Below are 18354 nucleotides of genomic sequence, written 5' to 3'. Positions count from 1 at the left end.
CGTTTTGCTCGTGCGCTTTTGTGCGGTTTCTGCGCTAGTTTACCAAACAAAAGGCAGCATGAGCAGAATGGGTACAACTACTCTAAGTGCTGCCATCGGTCTTTTTGCTTCAAGAGGAAATAAACAGATGAATTTACGGAAGTATGCCGCTTTGTTAGCACTGTTTCTAATCGCCAACCTTGGCTATAGTCAGTCTTTCCAATTTGCTTTTGTATCCGATACCCACATCGGCAATCCCACTGCACAGGAAGACCTTGAGCGTACAATCGCTGACATTAACGCTAACCCCAATCTTGAGTTTGTAGTGATCACCGGCGATATCACCGAGTTTGGTTCCGATGAAGAACTAAAATTGGCTGAAAAGCTGTTTGATACCCTTCAAAAGCCCTGGTACATTGTGCCCGGCAATCACGATACGAACTGGTCAGAAAGCGGCAGCAATAGCTTTCGGGTGGTTTTCGGAGCAGAGACTTTTGCATTTACTCACAAAGGTTACCTCTTTGCCGGCACTGGTTCAGGACCAAACATGCGAATGGGGCCGGGGCAGATTCCGCGCGAGAACATCGTGTGGCTGGACTCGGTGCTCAAGCACATGCCCGATCCGGAAATGCCGGTCATTTTCCTCAACCACTACCCACAGGACTCTTCGCTGAACAACTGGTACGACGTAACAGACAAGCTACGTTCCTACAACACCCAGCTGATCCTGCACGGCCATGGCCACAACAACCGCGAATACCGCTACGACGGTATCCCTGCCGTGATGGGACGCTCTAATCTGCGTGCAAAAGAAGAAGTGGGAGGGTATAATATCGTGACCTTCGCCGATGGAAAAGCCAGTTTTGAAATCCGGAAGCCAGGTATAGCATCCTTGCCGAGATGGATAGAAGTGCCGTTGGTAAAGCATGATTTCGCCAACGACCCGACAAAGCACCACCGTCCGTCTTTTGCCGTAAACAAGTTATACCCAAATGTGAAACTGGTATGGGAATACCAGGATGATAGCGATGTCGGGGCAGGTACGGCTGTTTATAAAGATCTGATCATTGCCACAAACACGACTGGCCAGGTATATGCGCTGGATAGTAAAACCGGAAAGCGCAGGTGGACTTACCGCACCAATGGCAAAATCTACTCTACTCCGGCTGTGGCGAATGGCTATGTGGTGGTAGGCTCCTCGGATGACCATATTTACTGCCTCTCTGCCGCTACAGGCAAGTTGGCCTGGAAGTTTAAAGCCAACAGACCTGTGCTGGGTTCGCCTCTTATCGAGAAAGGGGTAGTCTACGTAGGTGCTTCGGATGGGCATTTCCGGGCACTGCAACTGAAGACTGGCAAGCTGCTGTGGGATTTTGACCAGGTGAACAATTTCGTAGTGACCAAACCGCTGCTTTACCAGGGCAAGGTATACTTCGGTAGCTGGGGAAATGAGTTTTACGCCCTCGACGCCAAAACTGGTCAGCTGGACTGGAAGTGGAGCAACGGCTCCAGCAACCGGATGTTCTCACCGGCTGCCTGCTACCCGGTAGCCGCCAATGGCCGCATCTTTATTGTGGCCCCTGACCGCTTTATGACCTCACTGGACGCCAACACAGGTGAAGTAGTGTGGCGTGAACAAATGAAAGAAGGCCGCGTGCGCGAGTCGATGGGGATATCTAATGACGGCAAGCTGGCATACGTGAAGACCATGGACGGGCAGGTATACGGCGTCTCTACCTCAGCAAATGCCCTGCAGGTAGACTGGAAATCGACGTTGCAGCTGCCTTACGAGCTGGCCCCTTCAGCCATAATCGAGCATAAGAATGTCGTACTGGTGCCTTCGCACTCAGGTCTGGTCAGCGCATTGGACCGACAGAGTGGGGAAGTACTTTGGAAATACAAGAGTTCAAACAGTCTCATGAACCCGGTGATGCCGCTCGGCAAAAACAGAGTGGTTGTGAGCACAATGGATGGGAAGATCGCCTGCCTGGAGTATGTGCCTGCCAAATAAGGTATAGGGACAGGTATAGCGATTGATTTAGAAGGAATTATTTAAAACACAACATGGAGATTACAACCGAGAAAGACTCGAACTATAACAACCTGGAAAAGATGTCGGTGAGGGAAGTGCTGGAGAACATCAACCGTGAAGACAAAAGCGTACCCCTTGCCGTTGAAAAGGCAATTCCACAAATTGAAAAACTGGCTGAAGTAGTAGCAGATCGCATGAAAAAAGGCGGTCGGTTATTCTACATCGGCGCCGGCACCAGCGGCCGTCTGGGTGTAGTGGATGCCTCTGAGTGCCCACCGACCTTTGGTGTGCCCTTTGATATGGTAGTTGGCCTGATCGCCGGTGGTGACACAGCCATTCGCAAAGCCGTTGAGTTTGCCGAAGACGACATGGAGCAGGCATGGGAAGACCTGAAAGAATACGGCCTTGACGAGCACGATGTCATTGTAGGTATAGCCGCCTCTGGCACGACACCTTACGTGATCGGTGGTTTGCGCATGGCCAATGAATACGGTCTGGCGACAGGCTGTATCGTGTGCAACACCGGCAGCCCGGTAGCGGCAGAGGCGCAATATCCGGTAGAGGTAGTGGTGGGCCCAGAGTTTGTGACAGGCAGCACCCGCATGAAAGCCGGTACGGCTCAGAAACTGGTGCTCAACATGCTCAGCACCACCGTGATGATCCAACTGGGTCGCGTGCGTGGCAACAAGATGGTGGACATGCAGCTGACGAATCACAAGCTTTACCACCGCGGCGTGCGCATGGTCATGTCTGAGACAGGTGCTGACGAAACAACAGCGGCTGCACTGCTGGAGAAACATGGCAGTGTACGCAAGGCTGTAGCCAGTGTGCTGGTGTCGAAGTAGTACCGCCAGCCAATATTGCCGCCAATTCGGCAAATCTGTGTAACTTACCATCCTATGTGGTCAAGAAAGGAGAGCGATTGCTGCTTTTCTTTCTAACCCTCTGATGGTTAATTAACTTATTATGTCTCCAATCGTTCTTTTATCGTTTCTGATAGGCTACTTCGCGGTGCTGATAGGTATATCCTACTTTACTTCGAAAGGATCATCAGACAACTCCAGTTTCTTCATCGCGAACCGCAACTCAAAGTGGTACTTCGTAGCCTTTGGTATGATCGGTACCGCTTTGTCGGGCGTAACCTTCATTTCGGTGCCGGGAGCGGTGGTGAACAGTAGTTTCGGCTATTTCCAGTTTGTGCTCGGTAACACGGTCGGCTTTGTACTGATCGCCTTTGTGCTCCTGCCGCTTTACTACCGCATGAACCTGATCTCCATTTATACCTACCTGGAGAAGCGCTTCGGCTACTGGAGCTATAAATCGGGTGCCATGATCTTCCTGGTGTCGCGCACCATTGGCTCCGCTTTCCGTCTGTACCTGGTTGCCATTGTGCTGCAGCGTTTTATCTTCGATGCCTGGAACGTGCCTTTTGTGGCGACTGTGGCGATTTGTTTGATTCTTATTTGGCTCTATACCCACAAGGGCGGCCTTAAAACGATCGTAATCACGGATACCCTGCAGACGCTCTTCATTGTGTCTTCGGTTATTTTCTCGATCATCTTTATCGCCAGCAGCCTCGACCTGAACGTGGTGCAGACCTTTGAGGCGGTGAAAAACAGCTCTTACTCCAAGATGTTCTTCTGGGAGGATTTCCTGGGTACGAAGAGCCACTTCCTGAAGCATTTCATCGGCGGTATTTTTGTGACTATTGCGATGACGGGCCTGGATCAGGACCTGATGCAGAAGAACCTAAGTTGCAAAAACATCGGCGAAGCGCAGAAAAACATGCTGACGTTTACGGGTGTTTTCGTGTCGATCAACATCTTCTTCCTGAGCGTGGGAGCCCTGTTGTACATTTATGCAGAAGCGAACGGCATCGACGTAACGGCCCTTGCGACGCCTGACCACCTGTTCCCGGAAATCGCCCTGAACCACATGGCTATGATTCCGGCCATCATCTTTATGCTCGGCCTTACGGCAGCTACCTTTGCCACCACTGACTCAGCACTGACAGCACTTACTACGTCTTTCTGCGTGGACTTCCTGAACTTCACCAAAAAAGCCAACCACGACGACATTAAACTGATCCGTACCCGCCACATGGTACACATTGGCTTCTCGGTAGTCATGCTGCTGGTTATCCTCGTGTTCAAGATCATCAACGACGACTCCGTGGTGAACGCCATCTTCAAAGCGGCCGGCTATACCTATGGTCCGTTGCTGGGCTTGTTTGCTTTCGGTATGGCTAACAAACGCGCCGTGGCAGACAAACTAGTGCCGTACATCTGCGTGATCTCGCCAGTGCTGACTTATATTCTGGACAGCAATTCTGTAGATTGGACAGGCTATGCGATGGGTTTTGAACTGATCGTGATCAATGCCGCGATTACATTTATCCTGCTGCTGGTAACAAGCAAACCAGGCGGCGGCATGATGATGGATGCTTTGGAAGAAGCTGAACGCGGCCCTAAAGTAAAACAGACAACTTATTAAGCTTATACCTGTAACGGGTATACAGTGAGTGGGACAGTATTTGTCCTTTATCTAAAGTTCTTTTGTCCTCATGCTTATGAATATAGCATTGCTTTTGGAGAGTGTTTTACCAAAAGCGCGCATACGGGCACGCCTGATCGATGTCGTGTCCTACGCTTCTGACGCGGGCTTTTACTACCTCAGGCCGAAGGCCGTGGTGCAGCCGGTGTCGGAGGAGGAGATCAAACAGTTATTCGCTTTTTCGCACCAGCACAAGGTGCCTTTGACCTTCCGGACAGCCGGGACCAGCCTTTCAGGGCAATCGATAACAGATGGCATACTGGTTGACCTGAGTCAGTACTGGAACAAGGTACAGGTAGAGAAGGAGGGGGCGCAGGTACGGGTGCAGCCCGGTGTGATCGGTGCCATCGTGAATGCGCATCTACGTCCGTTCAAGCGCAAGATCGGTCCGGATCCGGCCAGCATCAACTCGGCCATGATGGGCGGCATTCTCTCGAATAACGCCAGCGGCATGTGCTGCGGCGTGAGCAAGAACTCCTACCACACCACGAAGTATATCAGCTTTGTGCTGCCCAGCGGCCAGTGCTTCACCACCGAAAAACAGATCGACTACCTACGCTTCAGCGAGGAGTGCCCGGAGCTATACCTGACCCTGCAAAAGATTAAGCAGCAGATTCGCAACAACCCGGAACTGCACTACCTGATCCGGCACAAGTATAAGACTAAGAATACGGTTGGCTACTCTGTCAACGCTTTCATTGACTACGAGCATCCGCTCGACATCATGGCGCATTTGCTGATAGGAGCAGAAGGTACGCTCGGCTTTATTGCTGAGGCTGTACTGCAAACTGTGCCCGATTATCCGGCTAAGTCGACTGCGCTACTCTATTTTCCTGATATCTATGCCGCTTGTCAGGCCATCGTGCCACTCACAGAGGCGGGTGCCGAGGCGGTCGAGCTGATGGACCGCGCCTCGTTGCGCTCTATTGAGCACATGGCGGGCGTGCCGGCTGTGATCAAGACCTTACCTGACACCGCGGCGTCTTTGCTTGTAGAGTTCCAGGCGAACACGCACGAAGAGGTGCAGGAGAAGATCCTGAAATTTATGACGCTGTCGCCGGAGCTGGCTTTGCTGGAGCAACCTGTGTTCACAACCAACCCAATCGAACAAGGCTTGTTATGGAAGGTGCGCAAGGGTATGTTCCCGGCGGTAGGTGCTGTACGGGCCAGCGGTAGCACTGTGTTGCTTGAAGACATAGCTGTACCGGTTGCACAACTTGGCGATGCCATCCTCGACCTGCAGGAGCTCTTCCGCAAACATGGTTATCTAAACGCCATCATTTTTGGTCATGCCAAGGATGGCAACATCCACTTTGTAGTCACGCAGGCCTTCGACACATCGGAAGAAGTAACCCGCTACGACCGCTTCCTGAAAGAGGTGGTGAAGCTGGTGGTGAAGAAATACGAAGGTGCCCTGAAAGCCGAGCACGGCACGGGCCGCAACATGGCGCCGTTTGTGGAGACCGAATGGGGACCGGAGGTATACCGCATCATGAAGGCGCTGAAACAGGTGGTGGATCCGGAGAACCTGCTCAATCCCGGCGTGATTATCAATCACGACCAGAACGCACACATCCAGAACCTGAAGGACCTGCCGAAGGTGGAAGAGGAAGTGGACCGCTGCATGGAATGTGGCTTCTGTGAGCATAAGTGTCCGAGCCGCAACCTCACACTGACGCCGCGTCAGCGTATTGTAGTGCGCCGGGAATTATTGAATCTGCAACGCAGAGGCAAGAAGAAAGAGCACAAAGAACTGCTGAACCAGTACCAGTACGACGGCTTGGATACCTGCGCTGTTGACGGTCTCTGCGCCACTGCCTGCCCGGTTGATATCAATACCGGTGATCTGGTGAAGCGCCTGCGCCGTGAGAACCACAGCGAACTGGCCAACCAAGTGGCGCTGATGGTGGCCAAGAACTTCAAACCCGTTGCTGCGACCGTGAAGTTCGGACTGCAGGCAGGAGCAGGTGTGAACAAGGTCCTGGGTGCCAATACAATCTCCAGGCTGACAGAGGAAGTGAAAGATATGATCCCTTCTTTCCCGCTCTGGACAAAGCAACTGGCCCCGGCCCCTGGTATAGCCAAATCCATTGCCTATGGGACGGCTCCTGTGGCAGAAGCTGCTGTGGTTTACTTCCCTACCTGTATCTCACGTACGATGGGTGCCGCTGAGCCGGGTAAGAAAAACATCATTGACACATTCAGAAGTGTATCAGACAAGGTAGGGCTGAAGTTCATGATCCCGCAGGATGTGCAAGGCGCCTGCTGCGGACAAATCTTCTCTTCGAAAGGATACAGCAAGGCATTCGCCTACACTGCCAATGAAACAATAGAGAAGGTATGGCAATGGACCGATAAAGGCCGCCTGCCGCTAGTGCTCGATATCACCTCCTGCACCCAAACCCTGCAAAGCTGCCGTCCGGTACTCACCGCTGAGAACAAGCAGAAGTTCGACAGCATCAAGATCATCGACAGCATCGACTACATCGCTGATTTTATACTACCGAATGCCACTGTGCAGCGCAAGAAAGCAAATGTGGTGCTACACCCCGTTTGCTCCCTGCAGAAAATGGGGCTTGAAGGGCGTTTTGTAAGTATAGCCAGGCAACTGGCCGAGGAAGTAACCGTGCCGATGCACGCCGGTTGCTGCGGTATGGCCGGCGACCGTGGTTTCCTGGTGCCGGAGCTTACTGCGTCTGCTACTGCCCCTGAAGCAGCAGAGGTGAAGCAGCGGGAGTATGATGGATATTACTCTTCAGGCAAGACCTGTGAAATGGCCATGACAGAAGCAGTTGGTCGTAACTACGAGTCGATCGTTTATCTGCTGGATGAGTGTTTGTAGAAAGTCTAATTCATAATAAAACAAAGAGGCCCGTTCAAGTGACGGGCCTCTTTGTTTATGCTGTGTATGATTTTTTAGACTGTTTCGACTACGGCTGCATACTCTCTCAGACTTGCATCTTCAGGGTTCAGATCTGTCACCAGGTAGTGGATTGAGTTGAGATCGCATACCTTCATATTCTGGTCGGAGCCAAGTTTTTCGGCGATACTCATGATGGCGGTTTTCTTGGCAGATCGGATCATCGCTTTCTTTACCTGCACTACTTCCCAGTCAGAATCGGTGAGGCCGTCTTCTACGGATAGGGAGTTGGTGCCCAATATACAGAGATCCACTTTGATCTCAGAAAGCTGGTTTACCACCTGAGCACCGATCATGATGTGGGAGTTCTTCGAAAGCTGACCGCCCAGCAGGATCACGTTGATATTTGGGCGTTCGGCCAACTCCAGTGCTACCAGCGGACTCACCGTAAAGAAGGTACAGCGCAGGGTATCCGGAATCATACGGGCTACTTCGATCATGGTGGTACCACCACCTACCAGTATACTCATGCCGTCTTTTAGCAGGTCAATTACCTTGCGGGCAATTTCCTTCTTCGACTCCTTGGCGTATACCTCCGACTGACTGAATGGATAATGGAAGGATTTCGACAAAGCACCACCATGTACCTTCAGAATCTGACCGCTTTCTGCCAGTTCGTTCAAGTCTCTTCTAACCGTATCTTCCGATACATTGAGCTTCAAACTCAAATCTGATGAAAGCACCTTGTTGTGCAGATTGATCTGCTTTATGATAAAAGCCTGCCGTTCTTCCTTAAGCATTCTGGACGTATTTAATCAGTAAAAATCAAATATAGATTTTTTTCTGATATTATTTTGTCTGAATCAGGATTTTCAGGATTCAAGAGGGCCTCTATCCCCACGGATTGACAGGATTTATGGAATGGAATGTTTAATGTGTAGGGACAGGTCGTGACCTGTCCAATCGTGCACCAGCAAAAAACTTGATGATTACAAATGGTCTTCGGGACATCCATGTCCCGAAGCTTTATACAGGGGCCCTATCCCCACTGTAGGGGACTTCCTGGTCCCCATGTGCTTGTAAACGCGGACTAGAAAGTCCGCAGCAGAATAGGATTCGGACAAGGATGTCCGAGTCAGCTGTAGTTCACTGTATATAACAATCCTGTTTCATTGCACAGTCATCGCGCGGACAGGTCGCGACCTGTCCCTACGGTATATAAATCTTGTGTATCCTTTTTAATCCTGTAAATCCTGATTCAGACAAATTAAAAAGCCTGCCCCACTAATGGGACAGGCTTTCAAAAAAGGCAAGCTATACCTTATACCTTCACATAGATCTTCTTCTTATCCATCCAGAATCCGATTACCCACATGGTTAACATATAGGCTAGTGCGAACAGGAGAGATGCTGTTTTCCCTTCAGACCAACTCAGGAAAAGATGGGTATAGAGCCACTTCTGTAAGCTCATATCATCTATTCGGATGAAGTTAAGCAGCTTGATGACCAGTGTCGCAAAAGCGAAGATGAAGAGCGGATTTTTGCCGAAGGCCTCGAAGAAATACGACCATTTCACTAAGCCTAATACTTCGATCACCAGCATCAGCGCACCGATCAACATCACACTTAGACCCACTGAGTGTAGCACATAAGAACTTGTCCAGATCGGCTTGTTGATTGGGAAAGCAAAATCCCACACAAAAGCGATGGCCACTAGGGCAGCCCCAGCCAGGTTGAGTTTGAAGACGGTGCTCAGGTTATTGCCGTTTTTCTGGATAAACAGACCTGCAAAGTAACCCGCTATCACATTCACGGTGGCTGGCAGTGTGCTCAGCAATCCTTCCGGGTCAAAAGGTATACCGAAGCCTTTGTAGAGGTTTGTTTCAGGTATGATCAGGTCATCGAACTTGCGGGCGGCATTGCCAGCGAGACTGTACGGATCAGCAGCATCGCCGAAGAAGTACATCACAGCCCAGTAGCCCAACAGTACCACCACACTGAAAATGGCAGCCCCCTTGAACTTGAGGTAGTGCACCGCCAGCGAAGCGATGAAATAGCAAAGCGCTATACGCTGTAACACACCCATAATTCGAACCGCCGTGAAATCTTTCATTACGATGGCGCCTTCCGGATTGCGCATTACAAATGGAAAGAGATTCAGGAACAGACCGATCAGGAAAATAAGGGCCGTGCGCTTGAACACCTTGCGCAGGAACACACTGTCGGACTGCCTTTCGAACTTGCGCATACTGAAGCTCATGGCGTTGCCTACCACAAACAGGAAGGACGGAAACACCAGGTCTGTCAGCGTAAAGCCGTGCCAGGCAGCATGCTTGAAAGGCGCGTAGATGCTACCCCAACTGCCGGGATTGTTCACCACGACCATCAAGGCGATGGTGAGGCCACGGAGCACATCAAGTGAAAGGTAACGCTCATACGTTTGCGGTCTGAGTAAACCAGCGTCTGTCAGGGGAGGGGCGGTCGAGAGTTTAGTCATGGGTTCTAAAAATAATGCCGTCCCCTATTGAGGGACGGCTATACCTATAAATTAATTCGCGGAAGCTTCTGCAGGCTGTTTCTCTTTGCTCTTGCCCATAGCGTCATACACCACTTGCAGCACACCGGTGCGGGTATTGAGTTTGCTCAGTTTGTTATTCTCGCGGGTAGGGTTCACGCGGTTGCTCAGGAACACATACACCAGGTTGTTCACCGGGTCAACCCAGGTATAAGTACCGGTAAAGCCTGAGTGACCGAAACTTTCTGCCGGAGCACTTGGAGCGGCATTGCTGTTCGGGGCACCCGGTTTGGCCGGACGGTCGAAGCCAAGTGCACGGTAGTTGCCTTGGTCGCAGAACTGGCACTTGCTATACTGGCTTACTACACCATCCACAATAATTTGCTTGTTGGCATACAGGCCGTCGTTCAGGTATAAGTGCATCAGTTTGGCTACGTCATTGGAGTTGCCGAACAAACCAGCATGGCCACTCACACCACCCAGCATAGCAGCACCTTCGTCGTGCACAGTGGCATGCAGAAGCTGCTTGCGGAAGTGCGGTTCAAATTCGGTTGGTACTACACGAGAGGCAGGATAATATTTGTATGGATTGAATGTCAAAGTTGTCGCACCGATTGGCTTGTAGATCATGTTCTGCAGATAGGTTTCAAAGCCCACGCCTGTGATGTTCTCTACTACTTTCGGAGCCAGGATAAACGATAGGTCGCTGTATACATAGCCTGGTTTTTCGTTCAGCGGCGACTCCATGATCTCCTTGTAAATCCTGTCGGCGTACTTGCGGTGGATGTACAGATTGTTGGCTACTTTGATAGGGAATCTTCTTGTAGAATCCGCCTTAAACGTACGCCATTTGAAGTTACCGCTTTTCTTTACGGTCTCTTTCCAGAACGGGATCCAGGACTTAAGCCTGGCTTGGTGCGTGAGGATGTCGCGGTAGTTGAGGTCGGCTTTGTTCGTGCCTGCAGCCATTGGCAGGTAGGTGCCTAGCGTCTGGTTTTCGTCAAAGCGGCCTTCCCCTTTCAGGCGCATCAGTGCAGCCATGGAGGTACTGATCTTAGTCACAGAAGCAAGATCGTAGATATCGTCTACACGAACCGGTTGCTCCTTGTCGTAGGTATGGTATCCGAAAGCTTTGTGATAGATCACTTTGCCGTCTTTGGCCACGAGTACCTGCGCACCTGGGGCAGCCTCTTCACGGATAGCCTGGTGCACAAGCGAGTCTATACCTGCCAGATCCTGCGATTTTATACCTACCGCTTCCGGCATGGAGTAAGCCATGCGCCAGCCGCCGCGTGTCAGCAAACCGTCGTCAATCTTAAAGGCATTGCTTACTGTCACCGGCAATTTGCCTGTAGCACCTATCCCCCCGAAAATCATCTGTGAAACAAGGTCCTGCGTGGTGGCATTCTCCTGATAAGCAGCAATAACGGCGTCAGCTTTGTCGAGGCTCTCCATCTCGGCAAGGCTATACACGTTGCCAAACACACTCACGATTGTTTTCTTGTTACGGATAAGCTCTTTCAGGAACAGGTTCATTTCGGCTGTGATACCAAAATTGCTACTGCCCGCCTTGAGCTGCAGGGAGTGCACACCTGCGATGATCAGGTTGTAGTCCTTTAGTTTTTCCTTCATAGCCAACAGTTCTTCAATAGAGTTGGTCGGCTGCAGGAAGAAGGTGTCTACTTGCGTATAGCGGGCCAGGTCACGCTGGAAAGCAGTTTCTTTTTTTGTACCAATTGCCAGTGCCGCCACTTTGAGCGTGTCAAGCGTCTGGATCGGCAGGATGTGGTTTTTGTTGCGCAAAAGCGTGAGCGAAGCCTCAGTCAACTGACGGTTCAGGTATTGCGCATGCGGATTGTTAAGGTCGGCGATCAGGTTTTTGGTTTCGATCGGCTTCCACTTGTCCAGTCCTACCCATTGCTTGGCGGCCAGCACTTTGCGAACGCGGAAGTCAATCTCTTCCTGCGTGATTTCTTTGTTAGCGATGGCCTTTTTTACTTCCTGAATGGTTGTTTTTACATCCATTGTGTTCAGCATCACATCGTTACCAGCTACCAGGGCTTTTACATCTACCACCCCCGGAGGATAGAACTTAGCTACACCCTGCATGTTAAGAGCGTCTGTAAACACCAGTCCTTTGTAGTTAAGCTCGTTTTTAAGAAGGTCCGTTACAATCGGCTTGGAAAGAGTAGAGGCGAGGTTTGGTGTATTATCGAGCACTGGAATGTTCATATGCGCGACCATTACGCTGCCCAGGCCTTTGTCCATCAGTGCACGGAAAGGGTGCAGTTCGATAGAGTCGAGGCGGATGCGGGAGAAGTTGATCAGCGGCAGACCGTAATGCGAGTCCACGTTGGTGTCGCCGTGGCCCGGGAAGTGCTTGGCACTGGCCAGCACGTGGTTGTCCTGCATGCCTTTCATGTAAGCCAGTGACTTGCTGGCCACATTGTGTTTTTCTTCACCGAAAGAGCGGAAGCCGATCACGGGGTTGTTGGCGTTGTTGTTAATATCAACAGTTGGTGCAAAGTTTACATGCACGCCCAGACGCTGGCACTGACGGGCAATCTCTGCACCCATCTCATAGATAAGGCGCTCGTTATCGATACCGCCAAGCGCCATCTGGTAAGGGAAGCGGATGGTGCTATCCAGGCGCATGGCCAGACCCCACTCCCCGTCAATGGATATCATCAATGGCACCTTGCTTTCCTGCTGGTAGCGGTTGGTCATCTTGGCCTGACGCACCGGACCACCTTGAAAGAAAATCATACCGCCGACTTTATAGGTCTTCACGATATTGCTGATCGAGTCGATGTGCGCCTGGTTCTTGTTGGAGTACACCGGAATCGAGATCAATTGCGCGATGCGCTCTTCCGGCGTCAGGGTTTTCATGACAGAATCAACCCAACGGCTGTTCACGTACTGCAGGAATTCAGCATCACGGCCCGGCGTATAGCTGGCAGCAGTTGCTTTCTTAGCGGCAGCCTTGCCTGTTTTTGCTTTGTTGGTCTGGCCTTGCAGGTTGTTTGTGCCGAAAATCAGCACCAGAACAAAGGCCAACGAGAAGTAATAGGATGGTTTCAAGGTGATATAGGTTTTTGTAATATCAGATATACTGCAATTTAACAGTTTTCAGGTATATGTATTTTTATTTGCGGTAATTTTTTAAATTCCTGCAAATAAAAGCAATATTAGGGGCGTCAATTTATAAAAGGCTAAAGTCAAATATACGATGTTGCGGCGGGTATACCTATAAGTTGGAGGTGTTGTCAGAATCAGGATTTTCAGGATTAAAGGATGACAGGATTCTTATGAACGATTAACACGCCCCTGCCCTTCTCGAGAGGGGAATCTACGCATCAAAAGTTTAGCAGGTATAAGCTCTGTAGTATTTGTTACACACCACTGGCAGGTATAGCAAGGTTAACTCGCACGCTGGCCATGAAACAGACCACAGCGCCAAGTGCGCTTTTCGGCGCTCCACTGTTTGAGCGTTCAGCGAGTTTGGAGCGTCTTGACTTTTTTGCTTACTTTTTGTGTCAAGACAAAAAGTAAGGCCCGCCCGGCCAGGGCATACCGTGCCCGCCGCATAGGCGAAGCTATAGAACAGGTCAGGTTGCTATGCCTGCAAATGCCGCCGGTACGCCAGTTAAAAACCGGCCCCATGCGTCACCACATTTGCGCTGACGCTAAGCTTGCAGTACAAATAAGTATAAAGAAGTATAGATAAGTTATTCCCATTAACTAACAGGTATAGCCAAATCGAACAAACAACTTTACTGGATAAGTAAAAATGAAAAGAATTTTCACTCAGGCATTCGGCCTACTGCTGTGCACCAGCCTACTGGCAGGCTGCGCCACTAACCCTTATGCCACAACCAACAAATCGTATAAAAAACAGGCCAGAGCCTACGCCAAGTCGCTGCGAGCTATACCTGCGGCACCGGAAGGCGAGCACACCTATCCGCAGGGCGACTACTGGGTAGGCACGACGAACTTTAACCTGCGCAAGCCGAATTTCGTGATCATCCACCATACGGCGCAGAACTCCACGGAGCATACCCTGAAAACCTTCACGATGCCCTCCACGAAGGTGAGTTCGCATTATGTGATTGGACGCGACGGCAAGGTATACCAGATGTTACACGACCACATGCGCGCCTGGCATGGCGGCAACAGCAAGTGGGGAAGCAACACCGATCTCAACTCATCTTCGATAGGTATAGAGCTTGATAACAACGGCTCTGAACCGTTCCCGGAGGAAATGATTAATAGTTTGATCGCCGTGCTGGGTAAGCTCAAAAAAGAGCATGGTATACCTGCGGAAAACTTCATCGGTCACGCTGACATCGCTCCGGTGCGTAAGGTAGACCCAAGTCCGCTTTTCCCGTGGAAGACGCTTGCTGATAATGGATTTGGTTTATGGTTTGATGAGGACGTGCTGGAAAAAGAACAGGTGTTGCGCGAAGTGCCAGTAGGTGGTGAAGGCGATCAAAGTCCATTGCTGGTGATGGATACGGTGCCCAAATATGTATTGCCGGAGCACTTCAACCCACTCGACGCCTTGCGTATCATCGGTTATGATGTGCGTAATCCGGAGGCTGCTGTACGTGCTTTCAAAATTCACTTTATCCAGACGGATGTAAATGCTCCCTTGACAGAGGATGAGAAACTGATTCTGTATAACCTGTATCAGAAGTATTTGTAAATTGGGATAATCAAACCACACCCACCCTATGACCAAACCATTACTCACCCGCTATACCCTGCGCCTTATACCTTGTCTCAGCTTGCTCTTTCTGCTTGGCTGTAGCGCTGCGAAACCCGTAGCGGAAACGACTGCGCCTTACGGACCGGCGGAGATACAGCGGCAGGTAATGGAAGTGGCGGCATTGCAACAGAGCTTTGTGGGCTTTGTGCTGTATGACCCTGAACTGGGCAAAGCGGTGGTGGAGCACAATGCTGACAAGTACTTCGTGCCGGCTTCCAACACGAAACTGTTTACCTTTTATGCGGCTTCCAAAATGCTGGGCGACTCTATACCTGCGCTCAAGTATGTGGCCAAGGGCGACTCACTGATTTTCTGGGGTACCGGCGACCCGACCTTTACGCACATGGACCTGCAAAATAACATCGCCTACGATTTCCTGAAGAACCGCAAAGAGAAACTTTACTACATCGAGGCGCCCATGACCAGCACGCCCTACGCCACCAACTGGGGCTGGGACGACTACAACTACTATTACCAACCGGAGCGCAGCCCTTTCCCGATTCACGGCAACATCATAAAGTTTAAAAAGGACAGCACCTCAGCCTATACCGTTACACCAGCTTTTTTTAAGGGGCAAGTAAAGCCCGATACTTCCAGGAATGCCCACCGCGACACCTTCCGCAGGGCATGGCGCAGCAACGACATCGCCTACAACCCAAAGCGTGCTGCAATCGCTTTCTCACAGGAAGTGCCTTTTATCACTTCGCCTGAGCTGACGGTACAGCTACTGGCTGACACCCTGAAACGTCCTGTGAAACTGGTGAAGCGATCTATACCTGCGGGGGGACAAATTCTATACGGCCTGCCCGCCGATACCGTGTTCAAACGTATGCTGCAGGTGAGCGACAATCTAATGGCCGAGCAATTGATGATGCTGAGCTCCGGTACTTTTTCGGATACCCTGTCAGTAGAACGGGCTATCCGATATGCCGTGAAAACTTACTTGTCCGATTTACAGGATGCGCCGGTATGGATTGATGGCTCGGGCCTGTCTTCCATGAACATGTTCACACCACGCAGCATAATTGCGCTGTTGCAGAAGCTGCATGCTGAGCGTCCAAGAGAAAAGTTGCTCCCCATGCTGGCGGTCGGAGGCAGACCCGGTACTTTCCGGAACATCTACAAAGCGGATGTGCCCTTCGTGTTCGGTAAATCCGGTACGCTCTCGCACGTACACAACCAAAGCGGCTATATCATTACGAAGAGCGGCAAACTGTTGATGTACAGCTTTATGAACAACAACTTTAAAACATCATCCTCAGAAATAAGAAGCGCCATGGAGCGTATTATGACGGAGGTGCATGAAAAGTATTAATTAATAGCTCTCGCTCGCGTCCCGCGAGTGTACGCTATTCAGTGGCGTCCGGGCACTTGTGCCACCAGGCACAGAAAAAAGGGGCCAGAGTCCGCTCGATAGCTTCCACCTGCGGGGTACGAGCAAGGGCTTAAAAATGACAATTAATAACAAGCAATCAACAACAATCAACCCATACCTGACCACATAAACAAACCAATACTATGTTGAAACTAACGATACGCTCTTTTGACCTGCCGCTACGGCATACCTTCACCATTTCCTACGATTCACGCGATGTGCAGCCAACCATGATCGTGGAGCTGCAGCACGGTGAGCACAAAGGCTATGGCGAGGCGACCAGCAATCCGTACTACGGCTTCACCATCGAGAGCATGACCGCAGCGCTGGAGAATATCCGTGAGCAAATTGAATCGACCGAGCTGACTTCACCGGAAGAATTCTGGGCGCAGATGCAGCCACATCTGGCTGACAACCCTTTTGCTCTTTGCGCACTGGACCTGGCTGCCAATGATTTGTTCGGCAAGATGAAAGGCCAGCCGCTCTATAAACTGTGGGGTTTAGAGGCGAAGAACATGCCGCTCACCAACTATACTATCGGTATCGATTCGGTGGATAACATGGTGAAAAAGCTGCAGGAAATGCCGTGGCCGCTCTATAAGATCAAGCTGGGTACAAAAGAGGACGTGGCCATCATCAAGGAGCTGCGCAAGCACACTGATGCCATTTTCCGTGTAGATGCTAATTGTGCCTGGGGTGTGGAAGAGACGATCGAGAACTCAAAGCAACTGAAGGAACTCGGCGTGCAGTTTATCGAGCAGCCCATGAAAGCCGACGATCTGGAAGGAATGAAGCAGGTATACGAACGCTCCGAACTACCCCTGATCGCCGACGAAAGCTGCATTACCGAGTCTGACGTAGCCAAATGCCACGGTTTGTTCCATGGCGTGAACATCAAGCTGGTGAAATGTGGCGGCCTGACGCCTGCCCGTCGTATGATTGCCGAGGCCAAGAGCCTGGGCATGAAAGTAATGGTAGGCTGCATGACCGAATCCAGTGTAGGTATATCGGCCATTGCGCAGCTGCTCCCGATGCTCGACTATGTGGACATGGACGGAGCCCTGCTGCTGAGCAAGGACATTGCCACTGGCGTGACCATCGAGCAAGGCAAGGTGAGCTATAGCGAAAATGTGAACGGCACGGGCGCCGCTCTTATAGCATAATGGCAAACAAGGTATACACAGATCAGCTGCCGGGCCGCACCCTGGTGGTAGACGGTGAGGAGTTCCTGTTCTTTAGCGGGACCTCCTACCTTGGTATACCTGTCAACGAGGCTTTCAGAAACTGCGTGCTGGAGGGGATGGCCCGCTATGGCACTAACTACTCAAGCTCCCGCAACTCCAACCTGCAACTGCGGGTGTTCGGGGATGTGGAAGTGTATCTGGCCAGGTATACGGGAGCCGAAGCAGCTTTCACCATGTCGTCAGGCTATCTTGCCGGGCAGGCGCTGGTGCAGACTCTGCATGGGAGTGGCCATTTCATCTATGCTCCCAACACACATCCAGCCCTCTGGCGCAGCACCTCCGATGAAGTCACCGGCGATTATGACGCGTGGGTGGGGCCTATGCTACAGCAGGTAAAGGATTCGAAGGAAAAGCACATTATATTAGTCTGCAACTCCCTCGACCCGCTCAAAGCCCGCAACCACGGTTTCAGCTGGCTATCTGCTTTGCCGATTGACAAGCAAATCACACTGATCGTGGATGATTCGCATGGTTTTGGGGTAACGGGAGAAGATGGTACAGGCGTATTCGCACAGCTGAAAGCCCGTCTGCAGGCTAATGTGCAACTGGTGGTGGCGAGTTCGATGGGCAAAGCTTTGGGTATACCTGCGGGAGTCGTGTTGGGTAACAAGGAGCTGGTGGATAAGCTGCGACACAGTCACTATTTCGGTGGAGCGTCACCGGCTATACCTGCCTACCTGTATGCCTTTCTGCAGTGCGAGTCTTTGTTCAAAGCAGCACGTCAAAAGCTCTTTTCAAACATTGCCCTTTTCCTGCAGCATTTGGAGCGACCGGATCAATTCAGTTACTTTGAAAAATACCCGGTGTTCGGGGTGCATGACCATCGCTTAGCAGCGTACCTGCAGGAGCACGGGGTGATTATCTCCAGTTTCCGGTATCCGACACCGGCCGATGACCCGATCACCAGAGTCATCCTGAGCAGTGCGCACCAAGAAGGTGATGTGTTGCGGCTGGCAGAGTTGATCAATCGCTACTCTGTGGAGCAGCAGGCAAATGGCTAAAGCACTAAGCTTATCAATATTTTAATC

General features: G+C 51.1%; 11 protein-coding genes. 8 read left to right on the top strand and 3 right to left on the bottom strand.

The features are described from left to right. The first annotated feature begins 127 nt into the window (after positions 1-127). From Q1A54_RS10365 to Q1A54_RS10350, 4 genes are all read left to right on the top strand, one after another. A complete protein-coding gene (locus tag Q1A54_RS10365; protein ID WP_299987393.1) occupies positions 128-1990 on the top strand; it encodes a PQQ-binding-like beta-propeller repeat protein in 1863 nt (620 codons plus the stop codon). 53 nt (positions 1991-2043) lie between these two features. Then, the gene (gene murQ / locus Q1A54_RS10360) at positions 2044-2856 is read left to right on the top strand and encodes an N-acetylmuramic acid 6-phosphate etherase (RefSeq protein ID WP_196117368.1); all 813 of its coding nucleotides are present in this window, start codon (positions 2044-2046) and stop codon (positions 2854-2856) included. A gap of 121 nt (positions 2857-2977) precedes the next feature. Next, a complete protein-coding gene (locus tag Q1A54_RS10355; RefSeq protein ID WP_299987390.1) occupies positions 2978-4504 on the top strand; it encodes a sodium:solute symporter in 1527 nt (508 codons plus the stop codon). Positions 4505-4598: 94 nt separating this feature from the next. Beyond that, on the top strand, positions 4599-7406 hold the full coding sequence (locus Q1A54_RS10350) for an FAD-binding and (Fe-S)-binding domain-containing protein (RefSeq protein ID WP_299987388.1): 2808 nt from the start codon (positions 4599-4601) through the stop codon (positions 7404-7406). Between the two features lie 74 nt (positions 7407-7480). Here Q1A54_RS10350 and Q1A54_RS10345 read toward each other — a convergent pair whose 3' ends face one another. The 3 genes from Q1A54_RS10345 to Q1A54_RS10335 form a co-directional block, all read right to left on the bottom strand. Beyond that, entirely contained in the window at positions 7481-8224 is a 744-nt protein-coding gene (locus tag Q1A54_RS10345; RefSeq protein WP_007653912.1) for a DeoR/GlpR family DNA-binding transcription regulator, read from the bottom strand. Positions 8225-8745: 521 nt separating this feature from the next. Further along, the gene (locus Q1A54_RS10340) at positions 8746-9921 is read right to left on the bottom strand and encodes a DUF5009 domain-containing protein (protein ID WP_299987385.1); all 1176 of its coding nucleotides are present in this window, start codon (positions 9919-9921) and stop codon (positions 8746-8748) included. A 51-nt stretch (positions 9922-9972) separates the two neighbouring features. Then, positions 9973-13020: a glycoside hydrolase family 3 N-terminal domain-containing protein gene (locus Q1A54_RS10335; RefSeq protein WP_299987383.1), complete on the bottom strand. Its 3048-nt coding sequence runs from the start codon at positions 13018-13020 to the stop codon at positions 9973-9975. A gap of 709 nt (positions 13021-13729) precedes the next feature. Between Q1A54_RS10335 and Q1A54_RS10330 the strand changes: the two genes are divergently transcribed. From Q1A54_RS10330 to Q1A54_RS10315, 4 genes are all read left to right on the top strand, one after another. Then, complete coding sequence (locus tag Q1A54_RS10330) at positions 13730-14644, top strand: N-acetylmuramoyl-L-alanine amidase (RefSeq protein ID WP_299987381.1); 915 nt, start codon at positions 13730-13732, stop codon at positions 14642-14644. A gap of 28 nt (positions 14645-14672) precedes the next feature. Continuing rightward, a complete protein-coding gene (locus Q1A54_RS10325; RefSeq protein ID WP_299987379.1) occupies positions 14673-16022 on the top strand; it encodes a D-alanyl-D-alanine carboxypeptidase in 1350 nt (449 codons plus the stop codon). 203 nt (positions 16023-16225) lie between these two features. After that, a complete protein-coding gene (locus Q1A54_RS10320) occupies positions 16226-17245 on the top strand; it encodes a dipeptide epimerase (protein ID WP_299987377.1) in 1020 nt (339 codons plus the stop codon). After that, positions 17245-18327 (top strand): aminotransferase class I/II-fold pyridoxal phosphate-dependent enzyme, encoded by a 1083-nt coding sequence (locus Q1A54_RS10315; protein WP_299987375.1) that lies wholly within the window; start codon positions 17245-17247, stop codon positions 18325-18327. Before Q1A54_RS10320 ends, Q1A54_RS10315 begins: the two co-directional genes overlap by 1 nt. Positions 18328-18354: the final 27 nt, after the last annotated feature.

The sequence above is a fragment of the uncultured Pontibacter sp. genome (genome assembly GCF_947502515.1).
Taxonomy (GTDB): domain Bacteria; phylum Bacteroidota; class Bacteroidia; order Cytophagales; family Hymenobacteraceae; genus Pontibacter.
The sequence above is the reverse complement of the archived record's forward strand: the minus strand, read 5'-3'. Positions and strand labels throughout refer to the sequence as shown.

Bases quoted from the DNA above. Each gene is read 5' to 3' on its own strand.
- Q1A54_RS10365 (WP_299987393.1), top strand. From the start codon at position 128: ATGAATTTACGGAAGTATGCCGCTTTGTTAGCACTGTTTCTAATCGCC.
- murQ (WP_196117368.1), top strand. From the start codon at position 2,044: ATGGAGATTACAACCGAGAAAGACTCGAACTATAACAACCTGGAAAAG.
- Q1A54_RS10355 (WP_299987390.1), top strand. From the start codon at position 2,978: ATGTCTCCAATCGTTCTTTTATCGTTTCTGATAGGCTACTTCGCGGTG.
- Q1A54_RS10345 (WP_007653912.1), bottom strand. From the start codon at position 8,224: ATGCTTAAGGAAGAACGGCAGGCTTTTATCATAAAGCAGATCAATCTG.
- Q1A54_RS10340 (WP_299987385.1), bottom strand. From the start codon at position 9,921: ATGACTAAACTCTCGACCGCCCCTCCCCTGACAGACGCTGGTTTACTC.
- Q1A54_RS10330 (WP_299987381.1), top strand. From the start codon at position 13,730: ATGAAAAGAATTTTCACTCAGGCATTCGGCCTACTGCTGTGCACCAGC.
- Q1A54_RS10325 (WP_299987379.1), top strand. From the start codon at position 14,673: ATGACCAAACCATTACTCACCCGCTATACCCTGCGCCTTATACCTTGT.
- Q1A54_RS10320 (WP_299987377.1), top strand. From the start codon at position 16,226: ATGTTGAAACTAACGATACGCTCTTTTGACCTGCCGCTACGGCATACC.
- Q1A54_RS10315 (WP_299987375.1), top strand. From the start codon at position 17,245: ATGGCAAACAAGGTATACACAGATCAGCTGCCGGGCCGCACCCTGGTG.